Source organism: Terriglobia bacterium, assembly GCA_020072645.1.
Lineage (GTDB): Bacteria > Acidobacteriota > Terriglobia > Terriglobales > Acidobacteriaceae > Angelobacter.
On sequence record JAIQGK010000009.1, the window covers coordinates 200,631 to 215,710 of the forward strand.

General features: G+C 53.9%; 11 protein-coding genes. 5 read left to right on the forward strand and 6 right to left on the reverse strand.

What is annotated here, in order from left to right; genetic code table 11:
- Positions 1-269: 269 nt before the first annotated feature.
- The 5 genes from LAO76_14340 (at position 270) to LAO76_14360 (ending at position 6,969) form a co-directional block, all read left to right on the forward strand.
- Complete coding sequence (locus LAO76_14340) at positions 270-1,208, forward strand: polysaccharide deacetylase family protein (GenBank protein ID MBZ5492108.1); 939 nt, start codon at positions 270-272, stop codon at positions 1,206-1,208.
- Positions 1,181-2,962 carry an ATP-grasp domain-containing protein gene (locus LAO76_14345; GenBank protein ID MBZ5492109.1) on the forward strand — a complete coding sequence of 594 codons (1,782 nt, stop codon included), beginning with the start codon at positions 1,181-1,183 and terminating at the stop codon, positions 2,960-2,962. The genes LAO76_14340 and LAO76_14345 overlap by 28 nt, the downstream gene beginning before the upstream one ends.
- A gap of 211 nt (positions 2,963-3,173) precedes the next feature.
- Complete coding sequence (locus tag LAO76_14350) at positions 3,174-4,046, forward strand: AAA family ATPase (protein MBZ5492110.1); 873 nt, start codon at positions 3,174-3,176, stop codon at positions 4,044-4,046.
- Between the two features lie 57 nt (positions 4,047-4,103).
- Entirely contained in the window at positions 4,104-5,033 is a 930-nt protein-coding gene (locus tag LAO76_14355) for a CpsD/CapB family tyrosine-protein kinase (GenBank protein ID MBZ5492111.1), read from the forward strand.
- Between the two features lie 706 nt (positions 5,034-5,739).
- Positions 5,740-6,969, forward strand: coding sequence for a glycosyltransferase (locus LAO76_14360; protein MBZ5492112.1), 1,230 nt, complete (start codon positions 5,740-5,742; stop codon positions 6,967-6,969).
- Positions 6,970-6,989: 20 nt separating this feature from the next.
- On the opposite strand, the gene LAO76_14365 is transcribed toward LAO76_14360, so the two are convergent.
- From LAO76_14365 to LAO76_14390, 6 genes are read right to left on the reverse strand one after another with little or no spacing between them, the layout of a single operon-like run.
- A complete protein-coding gene (locus LAO76_14365; GenBank protein MBZ5492113.1) occupies positions 6,990-8,099 on the reverse strand; it encodes a polysaccharide deacetylase family protein in 1,110 nt (369 codons plus the stop codon).
- Between the two features lie 15 nt (positions 8,100-8,114).
- On the reverse strand, positions 8,115-8,900 hold the full coding sequence (locus LAO76_14370) for a formyl transferase (protein MBZ5492114.1): 786 nt from the start codon (positions 8,898-8,900) through the stop codon (positions 8,115-8,117).
- The gene (locus LAO76_14375; protein ID MBZ5492115.1) at positions 8,897-10,087 is read right to left on the reverse strand and encodes a glycosyltransferase family 2 protein; all 1,191 of its coding nucleotides are present in this window, start codon (positions 10,085-10,087) and stop codon (positions 8,897-8,899) included. The genes LAO76_14370 and LAO76_14375 overlap by 4 nt, the downstream gene beginning before the upstream one ends.
- Positions 10,088-10,094: 7 nt before the next feature.
- Positions 10,095-12,110, reverse strand: coding sequence for an asparagine synthase (glutamine-hydrolyzing) (gene asnB / locus LAO76_14380; protein ID MBZ5492116.1), 2,016 nt, complete (start codon positions 12,108-12,110; stop codon positions 10,095-10,097).
- A 15-nt stretch (positions 12,111-12,125) separates the two neighbouring features.
- Positions 12,126-13,487: an O-antigen ligase family protein gene (locus LAO76_14385; protein ID MBZ5492117.1), complete on the reverse strand. Its 1,362-nt coding sequence runs from the start codon at positions 13,485-13,487 to the stop codon at positions 12,126-12,128.
- Positions 13,488-13,490: 3 nt separating this feature from the next.
- A complete protein-coding gene (locus LAO76_14390) occupies positions 13,491-15,035 on the reverse strand; it encodes an oligosaccharide flippase family protein (protein MBZ5492118.1) in 1,545 nt (514 codons plus the stop codon).
- Between the last annotated feature and the right edge of the window lie 45 nt (positions 15,036-15,080).

Below are 15,080 nucleotides of genomic sequence, written 5' to 3' on the forward strand. Positions count from 1 at the left end.
TTACGTCGGGATTTTCAGAACTAATTCAGCAGATGTGAAAAATGTTGCACACGATGAGCAATCGGATTGTCTTTTCCGCAAGTTGACTTTGCGGTCGGAAAACAGCAAATGGCTGCTAACTTAGTGGAAACACGCGCACAACAACGCCCATTGTCGTGACGGTTTGAACCCATCCAAACGAGACCAAACGGCAACCTAACTGCTCTCACCTCTGGTTCACCCTATCGATCATGAGCCTTGGGTGAAAGTGCCAAGTTGGAGCAAACTTTTTGTCCGTTACAACTGAATTGAAATCCTTAGGGCACGCCATCTCGTTCCGTAGCGGCCTCTCGTCGGTCATTGCGCGGCACCAGGGCTGCGGACGCATCCTTATGTACCACGGCGTTGCGCCGCAAGGCGCCGGAGAGTTGGCAGCTCAGTTACGTTATCTGGCCAGGCATTTCAAAGTAGTGTCGCTGGAAACGATGCTGGATCGGATAATGAACGGTTCCCATCCGTTGGCACATGAAATCGTTTTGACCTTCGATGATGGTTTGCGCAATAACCTGACGGTGGTTTATCCCATCTTGCGCGAGTTGCAACTGCCCGCGACGATGTTTGTCTGTCCTGCATTAGTTGAATCCGGCGAGTGGCTTTGGAATCACGAAATGCGCTGCCGTCTGCAAACGCTTGCGGCGGCAGACCTGGCTGAGCTGCGCATGAAACTCCTGGCGCCCGGCATATCAGTTGACGCAATCGTTGAATGGATGAAAACTCTGCCGCTGGAACAACGCCGCAAAGCCGAGGAAACCGTAAGACAAGCCACTGCTGGTTTCCTGCCGAGCGCCGCCCAGCGGGAAGCTTTCGACATCATGAATTGGAATGACCTGCGTTCGCTCGATCGCGAGCTCATCACCGTGGGATCGCATACATTGAGCCATCCTATCCTGACTAAGTTGAGCGGTCAGGAAATCGAAGAGGAAATACTGGAGAGCCGCCGGTGTCTGGAACAGCGGCTGGAACGCAAGATAGAGTTCTTCTGCTATCCCAATGGCGCTTATGACAGGCGAGCTTATCAGCTGGTCCAGAAAACGTATTGCGCGGCAGTGACTACTGAAGGCGGCGTAATAGAAGATGGCAAGGCGCTTGACGTTCACCGGTTGCCCCGCATCCCCAGCGCGGAAAGTGCCGCGCTGACAGCATGGCGGCTGCACAGGCCGGAAGCATGAGCGAAATGACTGTACTGATTCTTGACGGACATAGCCGCGCGGCCCTGGAAACCCTGCAGAGCCTGGGCCGAGCTGGAGTGCTGGTAGACCTTGCGTCCCAAATCCCGGACTGCCTGGCTATGCACTCGCGCTACGTAGCGCGCAAGCTACAGCAACCGTCTCTGGAGAGCGCGGCGGACTTCCAGACGTGGTTGCGGGAGCAGGATAACCTTCGCAATTACACCTTGATTGTGCCCGCCACTGAAGCGTCGCTTCTGGGGCTACGGCAACTGGATGAAAACGATCCTCTTCGCCGCAAGGCCGTCGTTGCGGGTGATGAAGCACTTGATATGGCGCTGGATAAAGAAAAGACATGGCAACTGGCGCATCAACTGGGAATACTAACCCCGAGCGGAGTCTTGCTTTCAACGCTATCGGAAATCGGCCCGCTACAACAGTTCCCCGTGGTGCTGAAGCCAACGCACAGCAAGGTGATAGTCGATGGTGGGTTGCGGACGCTCGCCGTGGCTGTGGTGAAAAATGAATCGGAACGGCAGGAGCAGTTGCGGCGCTGGCTTCCATTTACCCCGGTCCAGCAGCAGGAATATATTCACGGTCGCGGCGTTGGGGTTGAATTTCTGTTCAACCGCGGCAGAAAAATCTGGCACTTCGCGCATGAACGCGTGCATGAGTATCCGCTCACTGGCGGAGCAAGCTCTTACCGCCGTTCCATTGATCCACCGGTGGCAATGCTTCAAGACGCTGAAAAGCTTTTAACTGCACTCAATTGGCACGGCGTGGCCATGGTTGAATTCAAGATAGATGCCAAAGGGCAACACTGGCTAATGGAGATTAATCCTCGTCTCTGGGGATCGCTGGCACTTTCCATCGATGCCGGCGTGGATTTTCCCCTGGGCTTGCTGCAGGTTGCAAAACGCGAGCAACCGGCTCCGCAACCAAAGTACAAAGTCCCTTATTACACGCGCGACCTGCGTACGGACGTGGACTGGCTCAAATGCAATATCCGCGCGGACCGGCACGATCCCTTGTTACATACGCGCTCGCGCGCGTTTTCTTTTCTGGAGCTTCTACTTCCCTTGACCGGCCGTGAAAGCTGGGACCATTTTGACTGGCGTGATCTGGGGATTTCCCGCAGAGTGTTGACTGTGGCAGTAACCGACCAGTTGCGTCCAGCCTACCGCAAGTTCAAAGACTGGCAAATTAAACGGAGCTTACTGCACCACCACCATGCCTTGTTGCGCCGGCTGAAAGCCGCAGGTGCACCAGGCAAGATTCTCTTTCTGTGTTACGGCAACATCTGTCGGAGCCCGCTGGCAGCCGCGCTCGCAGAAAAACGGCTGAGCGGCGTGACAATTGATTCTGCAGGATTCCACGATCAGACCGGTCGAGGCTGTCCGCAAAAGATCCTTAGAATCGGAAAGTCATTTGGGATCGATCTGTCATTCCATCGCTCTGCGCGCGTTTTGCGTGATCAATTGGTAAACGCTGACCTGGTGATTGCCATGGATCTGGAAAACCTCAATCGCTTGCGGCAGGAATTTTCGGGAATGGCGAACCGCACAACTTTGCTCGGACTCTTTGGAACGCCGGAAACACTCGATATTGCCGATCCTTATCTTGCTGATGAAACTGCCACAAACAATATTTGCGAGCAGGTCCGCCAGGGCGTGGAAAACCTGGCGTCCTGGGTAGGGGAAATGAAGCGCGCTGCCTCCGCGTCTGCCATCCCGACGACAGCACCCGGTGGTCGCTAAAGCGCCTTTGACCAGCCTGAAGGAAATTCTGCTGCAAAATGTGCAATTTCCTGCATATAAGCATGAAAGAAACTTCGCCGGGATGTCACAAATTGCTTGTAAATCATTGAAAATAAAAGGTATTTGCTGAGATGCTTTGGCAGCACACTTGCCAATAGTTAGGTAGTTGACCTTCCAGCTAATCACGCGGAAGTTCACATTAGGGTAGGCAATGTATTCAAATTTTTACGGCTTAAAACAAGATCCTTTTCGGCTCACACCGGACCCTCGCTTCCTTCATCTTGCGGAGCCGCATCGCAACACCCTTCGCGCCATGGTGGAAGGAGTGGTCGGACGCAAGGGCCTGCAAGTCGCTATTGGGCCCATCGGCACCGGCAAGACCACGCTGCTTTACTGCCTGCAGCACATCCTTTCGCATGAGGCTACGCGCGAACGGCCGCTGCGCTCAGCTTTTGTGGTGAATCCAACGCTGACCCCGGACGAACTGTTCGAGGCCTTGTTTGATGAGTTGGAAATTCACGCCTCTGCGCCAACCAAACCAGCCCGCCTGCGCGCGCTCCACGAGCTGCTGCTGGCGTCACACAAGAGCAACACTGCCGTGGTAGTCATCATCGATGAAGCGCACCTGATGCCGCCGGAGCTTATAGAAGAGGTGCGCCTGCTGATGAACCTGGATAATTATCCCGTCAATGTCCTGCAGGTCATTCTGTGCGGCCAGCCGGAACTTCTTCCGCTATTGACCAAGCCCGAATTAGCGGCATTGAAGCAGCGGATCTCTGTAGTGACTAAACTTCGCGCGCTGACTTTGACCGAAAGCAGAGCATACATTGCGGAACGGCTGTATGTTGCCGGATTGCGCGGCGAAAACCCGTTTAACACATCGGCGCTGGAAGAAGTTTTTCGTCTTACGAATGGCGTTCCGCGGCTGATCAACTCGATTTGCGACCACACTCTTGGCGTCGGTTTCCGGCGCCAGCTAAAAAAAGTTGGCGCGGATGCAGTGCTTGAAGCAGCCGAGGAAATGGGCTGGGAACAGCCCGCGCCTGTAGCATCGCCGGAAAGTTTGGCAAAGACAGGTTCTTAGCTATCAAAAAAAAAGTAATAACAATTTGAAATAAATTCAGACAGGAACAAAGACGGCATGAGCAAATTCTTTAACGAAACTCGCACCGTAAGAAAAACAGATCCAGTTCCAGCAACGGCGAATGTCAATATTCAGGACCTTGTCAGTTCGCTAAAGGAGCACATGGAAAGCAACGGGGCGGCGGCTTCGCATTCCAGCCAGATTGATCTTCAGCACTTGCTGCAACCCCTGGAAGAGTCGAATGAAGTTGCTTCTCAGGTTGCGGCCGTCCGGCTGGAAAATTGCCGAAGCGTTAAGCTGCCGCGCACAGAAGAGCGGTCCTTTCTGGTATCGCAATACAATCCCGCGATGCAGGCCGCAGTGGAAGCCTACCGCACGCTCCGGACCCGCCTGGTAAAACAGCAGACCCGGACCGGCGCGCGATCACTGGTCATAACCAGCTCCGCGCAGGGTGAAGGCAAAACCTTGACGATCTTCAATCTGGCCATCTGCTATGCCAAGATCGAAAACTGGCCGGTGCTGGTGGTGGACGCCGACCTGCGCACGCGAGGACTATCGATTTTGGCGGGCGACCCGGAATCACCCGGTCTGGCTGAGATCCTGGAAAAGGACTGCTCTTATCAATCTGCTATACTCCGGACTGATATTCCCGGACTCCACATTCTGCCGGCCGGCGAAACCAGCGCCTCGCCTTCTGAGCTGTTTTCCGGACAACGCTGGAAAGAGTTCATGGGCTGGGCAACCGAATCTTTCCGCCTAGTCCTGGTGGACTCGCCTCCGGCGTTAAACCTTGCCGACTTTGAATTGATCGCCGCTTCTTGCGAGAGCGTGATGGTGGTGGCGCGTGCCCGCAAGACACCCCGCGAGTCATTGGCGAAAGTACTGGCTCAGGTTGACCCACGCAAGATCACCGGGGTGGTTTTCAATGCTGCCGAAGAAACACCGGAGAATGGATACTACAGGTACACGGCAAAAGCAGGCGCTTAGCTAAAATGAGATAACAAAAGCCCTCCTCACGGAGGGCTTCGTTTTTCTAAAGGACCAGCGGGAACCAATTTCGCTGTTCCTTGAGATATCTACCGAGTGCGAGCGGCAGCGCGCCGGCGGCGCAAGAAGGTTGCTCCTGAAATCAGGAGTGATCCCAGAACAATCAGCCATGCGGACTCAGGAAATGATTCAAAATGTTGCACACCATCAGCAATCACATTGTGGAATTCAAGGGCCCCCAAAAACAAACTTCCTGAGAGCAGAAATAACAAAATTCCGATAATAGAGTAGGTAAACTTTTTCACCATGGTTCGATCCGCCCAAATCTGTTAATTCGTCATTACAAAAGCGACAGTGCGCGCCCGGAAGGGCTACATCATCGCGCACTGTTTGGCTTTCATGATCTGCTATGGATATATGCACGGGCAGTGCCAAAGCCATCTACACAAAATCAAGGAGATATGCGGCAAACTTTGAGTTAATGTGCAAAAGCTTGCAGCAAAATGTCACAATTGATGGGATAGCAAATCCGGAGAGACCGCAAGAATTGGTCTCGCGGTCTCAAGTCATTGAAAAAGCAAGAGAATTTTAATCTGGGGAACGAAAACGGAGTTTGCCATATCTAAGCTTTATGGCTGACAAATTGCAGTCTTAGGGTCTTAAGTTTTGTGCCCTGATATTTTCGTCCGCTGGTTCCACGGAAGGTATGCAACAATTTTCAACTCACGTGCTGGACTCCTCACAAGCCCAGGGCTCATCTAGCGCCCCAGATGCGTTTGACGAGTTGGCCATTGGCGACGCCAATGCGCGGCCGCACGTGCTCTTCCTTATCGACCATTTAATGGCCCTGGGCGGCGGAGAAACCAACCTGCTGAAGGTAGCCCAGTTGATGCCGCCAGAGCTAGTTCGCTGCTCAATTGCTACCTTTCGTATTAAACCTGAGATTCTCCAGAGTATCTCGGTCCCGGTTTATGTCTTTCCCTGGAAGCGCTTTTTTCATCTGGATGCCTGGAAAGCAGTCATCGCGCTGCGCAAACTGATCCGGACAGAAAAAGTAGATATCGTTCAAACATATTTTGAAACTTCCAATTTGTGGGGCGGCCTTGTGGCCAAGCTGAGCGGGGCGTTGCTGCTGTCTTCCCGCCGTGACATGGGAATACTGCGGAAAGCCAGGTATGCTCTGGCTTATCGTCTGGTGAACCGGCTCTCCGACCGCGTGCTTGCCGTATCAGAAGAAGTAAAGAAATTCTGTGTTGACGCTGACCGCATAGATCCGGAAAAAGTTTCAGTTATTTATAACGGAGTTGATCTTAAGCAAATTGCCGCTGAGAATTCAGACGATAATCCCTTTGCAGACGCCGATTGGGCCGGCGCCTCGCATATCATCGCTTGCCTGGCCAATATCCGCAGGGTGAAAGGCATAGACACACTGATACAGACGGCACAACGTGTCTGCCAAGCGTTCCCGGATGCCGTCTTCATAATTGCAGGCAGCCTTTACGAGCGCGACTACGCAGAAAAAATGCAGTCAATGGTCCGCCAGCTAGGCCTGGAGAAAAATGTGAGGCTGCTGGGCTTTGTGGGCGATCCTGTTCCGCTGCTCAAGATGAGTGACGCGTTCTGTCTGCTTTCCCGCAGTGAAGGTTTCTGCAACGCGCTGCTGGAAGCGATGGCATGCGGCGTTCCTTCCGTAGTCACGCGCGTGGGCGGTAATCCTGAAGCAATCACCGATGGCGAGAACGGCTTTTTGGTTCCGGTTGAGGACGATGCCGCCGCGGCCGAAAGACTGCTCACATTGCTCGAGCATCCTGAACGGGCAGCGCAAATCGGACAGAACGGGCGCACCTCCGTAGAAACGCGATTCAGCGCCGACGTGATGATACAGAAATTGATTGGTGTTTATCGCGATCTATTGACTGAGAGAGATAGAAAATAGACCAGCCTGCAGAACATTCCTCAGGACGATTTTCCCAGGGATTTCTTTTCGTTTGGCTTCCATGTCTTGCCTGAGGCTTGACTGCCTCTCTGAAACTTCTTCAAACGGTTTGACAACATATGCGATAGCAAACCTCTTGCCGCGCTCCAGACAACCGCGTAATTGAAGATCGTCGGAGAAAAATTACCTTTAGAGTCAACCAGGTGATACTCACATACGTTGACTCGCGGAATCAGGAAGGGATCGCAATCGCGCGTCCAGACGCCAGGTTCTTGATTCAAGAACGCAAACTTATATCCCGCTTGCGCCACTAAATCGCGCACTTGATCAGAGTAATCTCCGTTGGGATAGGAAAACAGTTCGCAGGAACTACTCAGTTTTTGTTGAATCGCTTCGCGAGATGAGACGATTTCCTGCTCCGCCTGCGGCGCGGGAATTTTGGTAAGAATCTCATGCGTGCTGGTGTGTGAACCAAATGTCACGCCTTGGGCGTGAAGTTGAGTGATCTGCTCCCATGTCATTGTTTTATCCACAGTGGCGGAAGACTTAAGAAGTCCGCCAGAGTCCAGCATCTGGCTGATGCGGCTTTCCCGTTCCGTAGCTGACAGCGATTTGAGCGCTTCAATGGCCCTTCCAATGGAGGCAGCGCGTTGAGAGCCATTGACTGAGGGACTCCGATCAAGAGCCGCAGCGGTACGTTCCGGCCAGAAAGGAAGCGCCGTACCAGTTTTTTCCGGCACAATGAAAATCACAAAGGGAACGTAATATCGGGCGGCAATCGGGTAAACCGATTCTGCGTTGTCCGCCCATCCATCGTCGAAGGTCACAGCGAGCTTGAGTTTGCCGGAGGGCTTCCAATCTGGTTCCTGATCCGGATTGGCAAATTCACAATGTCTGGAAGCGTAATTCAAGAAATCGGCAAACGTCCGATCGCGGACAATCATTCCGCTTAGCGATGCGGTCTGTTGCAGTTCAGAATCTGTCAAAACGCGATGGAATGTGAGAACAATGGCGCCGCGCTTTTGGACCCACTTGCGGGCCAGTGACAACATGCCAGAAGCGCGCAGCAAGCCTGCCCAGAATACTTTTCCGTGGGCCCTTAACGCCGATCTGCTAAATGGGCTTGCCATGTGTCGTCCTTGCGTTTAAATCGCGCGCAACCCTCGCCGCCGAAACTCGCGCGCTTCTTCGCGACGGGGAAAAGTAAAGTAGCTTCCCTGCGCGTGGTCCATCTGCGTTGCTACTGCTGAATTTGTCTGCAGGCTGCGTATAACCTTGGCCATGCAGTGAGCGCCATGGCGTTTGCTGCGCCGTATAAGCGTATGCAGCGACTCGCCGGGAGTCACTGGCAAAGATTCCTGCAAGAGTGCATCGCCTTCATCCACCTTCGCGGCCATGTAGTGAATTGTCACGCCCAGTTGCTGCTCGCCATGATAGAGCTGCCAAAACGTAGGCATCATACCTTTATATCGGGGCAAAGGAGCATGATGAATGTTGATGCAACCGCGCGGCGGAATTCCCAGAAGCTTTTCCTTCAATATGTAAGGGCAGGCCACGGAGATCAACAGATCGGGTGACCGCTGCTGCAATGCATCGGTAAATTCCGTCTTATTCGGATTATCGACATGCTCATAAGGAATTCCATAGGCGTGAGCAAGCTGTGCGATCGAATAAAAGCTCTGCGATGAACGACTGCGTGGCAACAAGGAGAACACTTTTGCCTTGGCTGCTTGCAGCAGAAGTTTGCCCAATCCGGTCACTCCGTAAAGCCACTTGAGTTCTTGTAAGAGTTGCACCCTGGAGCGTTTGCCCATGGCCCGGCAGCAGGAGATACGAGTGATCTCAAACTCTGCGGCATAGTGCCGCAGAAATTCCTCAAAGAATGGCAGGACATACAGCGAATCTTCCTGGGTTAGAAATTCAATTTTCATCTACGGGCCCTCACAGTCTGCCAGGTTACATATTTGCGGCCACGGCAGATCTCCAGCATGCTGACCAGCGCCGCGGCGTTGAGCGTACAGAAAAAAAGCGGAATGCCCAGAGGTTTCCATTGGCGGTGCAGCGGCAGAAGCATGTTCAGCAGCGCCGCAGCATAAAAGAACAATTGCACAGCCAGCGTGAATCGATAAAAAGAAGAGTCAAGCAGCAAGCTGTTCGCAACGAGCAAGGCAATCAGGAACAGCGGAACCATCCAGCGCATGATTTTGTGCGACCAGAGCTGGAAGGCCGGCCAGGCAAACTTCCATGGCTTGAGCAGGTCAGAGACGCTCAGCAGTCCGCGCATGGCCCTGGTTACTACGCGAACGCGCATGGAAAACTCTTCGCCGGTGGATTGTGTTGTCTCTTCATAGGCGAGAGCGCGATCTTCAAACACCACCCGATAGCCTTTCCTGATGGCCTGCAATGGCTGAACGAGATCGCTGATGATATCTGCCGGCAATTCCGTGTACGCTTCTTTACGGACGGAATAAATACAGCCGCAGCAGCCGGTGATGGTGCGAATGCCCGACTGCAATTTCTTGATCAGGTTTTCATAGTTCCAGAAAGCCACGCTGCCTAGGCCCGTCGGAGATTGCTCTCCGGGATCGAAATATTGATACCTGCCACTGACGGCGCCGACCGACGCATCCTCATAATTGCACGCCAGATATAGCAATGCTTTTGCGTGATAGATTGCCGTGGCGTCGGAAAAGATGATGACTTCGCCTGCAGCTTCCTTCACGCCGACATTCTGCGCAAAAGTTTTTCCGTGACGCTCCGGCATTCTGACCAGACGTACGCGGCTATCCGGAAACGTTTTTACGATCTCGTCCGTGCGGTCCGTGGAGCAGTCTGACAGGACCAGCACTTCAATCTTGTCGGCAGGATATTCCAGCGCCAGCGTTTGCTGGATTTTGCGTTCGATGGCCTCCTCTTCGTTATAGGCCGCGATAAGGACCGAGATCCGCGGAGTAAAACCAGCATCGGGACGAGGGCGGCGCACAGCCAGGCCAATCAGAGCCAGAAGAAGCGGGTAGCCCGCGTAGACATAAAACAACAAGAACGCCGCAAGCCAGAAAAACACGCTGGCTCCACTTGCTACGCCCGCTCCGAATTGGCTTATCACAAACGCTACCATTACTCTCCTATCGAATGCAGACCACGTCAGCCTTCCTGCTCTGTGCGTCTCCAACTTGAATCATCGTCTTCATCTTTGTCCCGCCCATAGCGGAATGCAGCACAGACTCTGCCGGCTGTTTATCGAAATACATGCGCTGCCAGACTTCAATCATCAGGAGCGCCCAGATCTTCAGCGCGTTGTCACGGCGATTCTCAGCGTGGTCATGCAAGAGCTTCTGCACTGCGTCAGGACGGAACAGCCCGCGACGCTCGATTGCCGCAGGCGAAAGAAATTCCTTGATCACCGGCTTGAGTTCGCCATTGATCCACTGCGGCAGCGGCGGGTTGAAGCCCATCTTTTTCTTGGTGAGCACCTCGCGCGGCAGGATGCCGCGCATCGCCTGGCGGGTGATCCACTTAGTGGTCATGTTACGGACCTTCATTCGCTGCGGCACCTGCATGGCAAACTCAAGAAGCCGATAGTCAGTAAATGGCGCCCGCACTTCGAGTGAATTGGCCATGGACATGCGATCGGCATATTCCAGGCAGTTGCAGCAGAGAAATGACGCCGCATCCACATAGCCGAGACGGCTCATGGGATCCAGCTTGGCTCCGCGACGGAAGAACTGGCGCAGGAAATCTCCTGAGTTGCGTCCGCCCACGGACGCTGAGAAGGCCGGCGTATACAGTTCCTGTTTCTCATTTTCAGAGAAATATCCAACCCAGTCGATATACATATCCTCTTCAGCTTGCCATGCCGATTGGGCGAATTCGCGTACGCGGCGGAAGCCATGGCGTCCGTCGGTTGCATCATTCATGAATCCGGACAAACGTGAGACTAATCCCTTGGTGACGAACTGAGGCAGTTGACGGTAACGCCGGGCCATCGCAGCGCCCGCATAGCGCACGTAGCCGCCAAAGAGTTCATCGCCGCCATCACCAGAAATGGCTACTGTAACGTGCTTCCGCATCTGTTTGGTAATGATGTATTCCAGAATGGCCGTAGGATTGCCAAAAGGTTCGTCGAAGTGCCGCACTACGTCAGTCATGTAGGCAGCGCAGGCTTCGTCGGCCTGTAAAATGTGGTGCTCCGTGTTGAATCTTTCGGCGACGAGTTTCGCAATCGGCTGCTCGTCATAAAACTTGCTGTTCTTAAATCCGATGGTGAAGGTTTTGACCTGATCGGAGCTGTTCTTTGCCGCGAAAGCAGTAATCGCGCTGGAATCAAGACCGCCGCTCAGGAACAGTCCCAGCGGTACATCACTGATCATGCGCAGCTTCACGGATTCTTCCATCAATTCGCGCGCGCGATCAATCATCTCCTTTTCCGACATCTGCAAAGGTGTGCCGGCGGTTTCAGCGGCGTCCCAATATTTCCATTCGCGGCGTTGCACGCCGCCTTCTGAGTCGACCACGATCTCCATGGCCGAACCGGGCGCCATCTTGCGCACATGCTTGAACGCCGTGGAGGGATACGGAAAATACAAATAGGTGAGATAGTCGTGCATGGCCACAGGGTCGAGTTCCGCAGGCACGCCTGCCTGAAGAATGGCCTTGATCTCTGACGCGAAAACGAATTTGCGGCCCTCATGTGAATAGAAGAGAGGCTTCTTGCCCAGATGATCCGTGGCCAGCAGCATGCGGCGATGGCGATTGTCCCAGATGGCGAAGGCAAACATGCCCCGCAGCTTCTTCGCCACTTCAGCGCCCCACTCCTCATAGCCATGAATGATGACTTCAGTATCGGTATGGGAGCGGAAGGTGTGTCCGGCAGCAACCAACTGCGTGCGCAATTCCTGGAAGTTATAAATTTCGCCGTTGAAGGTGATCCATATGGACTCATCTTCATTGCACATGGGCTGATGTCCAGCGGATGAGAGGTCGATGATGGACAGCCTGCGGTGCTGCAAGCTTACCCAGACGGAGCCGTTGGACAACGTAAAATATTTAAGCCCAGCGTCGTCCGGGCCGCGATGATGGAGTTCCAGCCCGCATTTTTCGTCCGCTGGTGAGCCGCCGATTTGTCCAAAGATTCCACACATAGTATTTGATGTCCCTTACACCAACGCCGGCTCTTCTTCACGCTCCCACGGCAAGGGTTCCGGCGGAACTTCCGCAGCGACCGCAACAGGTTCTTTCTTGCGTTCACTTTCAATCATCTGCCCGCGCACAACGCATGCCAGCATCACCCAGAGAAAGCCGTTTACCTCCACATACAGCCAGCGATCGCCAAAGAAATTCACGACGAAGACGCAGGCCATCAAGAGAGAGAAACCCAATCCGATGGATTGAAGAAATGGGTCCTGAGCGGTACGGTAAAGCTTGACTCCCAGGCGGGTCATTTTGGCCAGCAGAAAAAGGAAGAACATCAGTCCCAGGACACCTGTCTCCACCAGAACTTTCAGGAAGTAGTTATGTGTATCCGTGTAAATGCCGACTCGATGCTGCCATTGATAAGTATCAAAACCAGCGCCGAGCGCGGGGTTTTGATGAAAGAGATTCATGGCGTCATCCCACAGGACGACGCGGTCCTGCGCTGAGGTATCAAGCTGTTGCTCATTCTTGTCATAAGTCATGAGCACGCGTTCCTGTACAGAGGTCGGCACAAAACTTTGCCAGCTGAGCAGGAAAACTGCAAGTGCAAGGAGAACCCAGCGCTGCCGTACGAGTCCCAGAAAGAGCAAACCAACGAGAACGCCTACGTATGCCTCACGGGAATAAGAAAACAGCAGGCAATAGGCACTGAAAGCAAACAATCCCCAGAGGGCGAACTTGAGCGACTTGCGCTTCTGCAAGGCGGCCAGCCCCAACACAAACAACATGAACTCAGCTTCGAATGTGGCAACACCATTCACACCGGCATAGCCCAGAGCGCCGCCATCGCGCACTTCATAAGAGAAGTGCGAAGTATCGCGATCACTCATAGTCCCGTAATAGCCTTTGTTCACAGCCAGCACGGAAAGGCACATGAGCAAGACGATAATTTTGATCTGCTTTACGTCCTTGATCACGCTCACCGTTACCGCAAAGATGATGAACATGACCATGTAATTCTTCCAGTTGGAGAAACGCGGATCACTGATGGAAAGCGGCATTTCTGAGTTGAGGAAGAATGCACCGCGCCAGAGTTGGATATAGCAGAACACGCCGAAGATGATGAGTATTTTGTTTAATGGCGTTTTGGCGAAGCGGAACCCGCCTTTGAAGACCGCGCCCAGGACGACGCCCAGCAACAGCATGTCAATGAGCTTGTTGCCGAGAGGAAAATCAAAAATGCGATAGCGGAGCGTCTGGAGCGGCAGCAGGGGAATCAAGAAATACAGACCCGCCTGCGGTTTCCAGAAGAGCGATAGCAAAAAGGCCGCGACGGCGCCGATGTAGAGAGCCAAGGGGACGTATTGTTCCAGTCCAAAATGCATGGCTCAGGTCCTCTCCGTGATGGCGGGCATCGGTTCCAGAGTGGGCTTGCTGGAAGAATGCAGCCAGCCGCTGAGTGCGTTCCAGATACTGGTGAGCAGTTCGCGCACGCGTAGATCGATGGCAAAGAGGATTCCGGCATACAGCACCAGGATCAAGCTTCCCTTCACCACCGCGCTGAGCAAAGGTGTTTCTACCGGTATCTGTATCACAAGCCATGAGACGGCAGCGCCGGTTACGGCGTATCGGACAAAGGAAATGAGCTCAAGCTCGTATGGCAGCACGCGCAACGACTGATAGGCAAGAAATATCACGATACCGGCGTAGCTCACGGTGGTGGCAATAGCGGCGCCGAGAAGGCCAATCCGCGGAAGCAGTATTACGTTCAGCACTACGTTAAGGAAGCCGGCATAAAACGTCGCAGCAGCGATCTTGGTGGCGCGCTTGTGGATCATGAGGCCGGGGCGGAAATATATTGTCACGGCGGAGAGCACCAGCCCGACGACCAGAAAAGGCAGCAGTGTATGCGCTTGCTGAAATTTGCGGGAGGCGAGCAGGACGATGACATCGCGCGAGGTTACGATGGCCACGCACACGACTGCAACCGCAACGAAAATGAACTGGTCCAGGCTGCGGGAAAGAAAATCCTGCAGCGCTTTTTTGCCTTCAGTGTTCCAGACGCGCATGCAGATAGGAAAGAGCGCCATTTGCAAGGGCGCCATCATCACGTCCTGAAGATAGATGGCGATGCCATAGGCGGCGGCGTAAAAGCCGAGCGCCTGCGCGCCAAGGTAATGCTGGATAAAGAAGCGATCGCCGGAATCGAGCACGAACCAGGAGATTTCCGCGGCCATCAACGGCAGCGAGAAAGCCGCAGCGGTGCGGAGAAAACTTACGTCGAACATGCTGGGGGAAAGCAACTGGCGGCGCCCCAGAACGGGCACGTATTGCAGAAGGATGATGCCCTCAACGATCACGAGTCCAAGGAAGAAGGCGAAGATTGTCTTCTGCCAGAAGAACAATAATGCGCAAATCACGCCGATGGTCAGCGCTTTTTGCAGGATGTCCATGCCGTTGAAGAGCCGCGTCTTGTTCTCCATCTGCATCAGGTTCATCTGCATGGAGCGGAGCGAGCGGATCATGACCAGGCTGCACGCCAGCAGAAGCGTGCCGCCTGCGGTGATTCCCATGAAGCGTCCGACGCCAAGGAGCAATGCCACGATAAACAACAGAGTCAACGTCAATGCCAGAAGTGCCGTGCTGTAGAACAAGGTCGAGTAGTAGCGGCGGAGCGTGTCAGGGCTGGCGGCAGACTCGCCTTCAGGGTAATAACGCTGAACGGAATGCTGAAATCCGAATTTGGACAATACCGTCAAAAGCAGGACAGTGTTGGTGATCAGGTTGATAACGCCGTATTCGGCGACGGAAAAAACGCGCGTGAAGACCGGGAAGGAAATGAATCCCAGGAGCATGACAACCAATCGCCCACCGAGGTAGTGGGACGAGTGGCGATAAAGTGTCTTGAGTGCGCTCATAGGAGTTCCGGTCACGAAGCTTCCTTGCCGTTCTGGACGAATCGTTTTTTCCCGCCATAG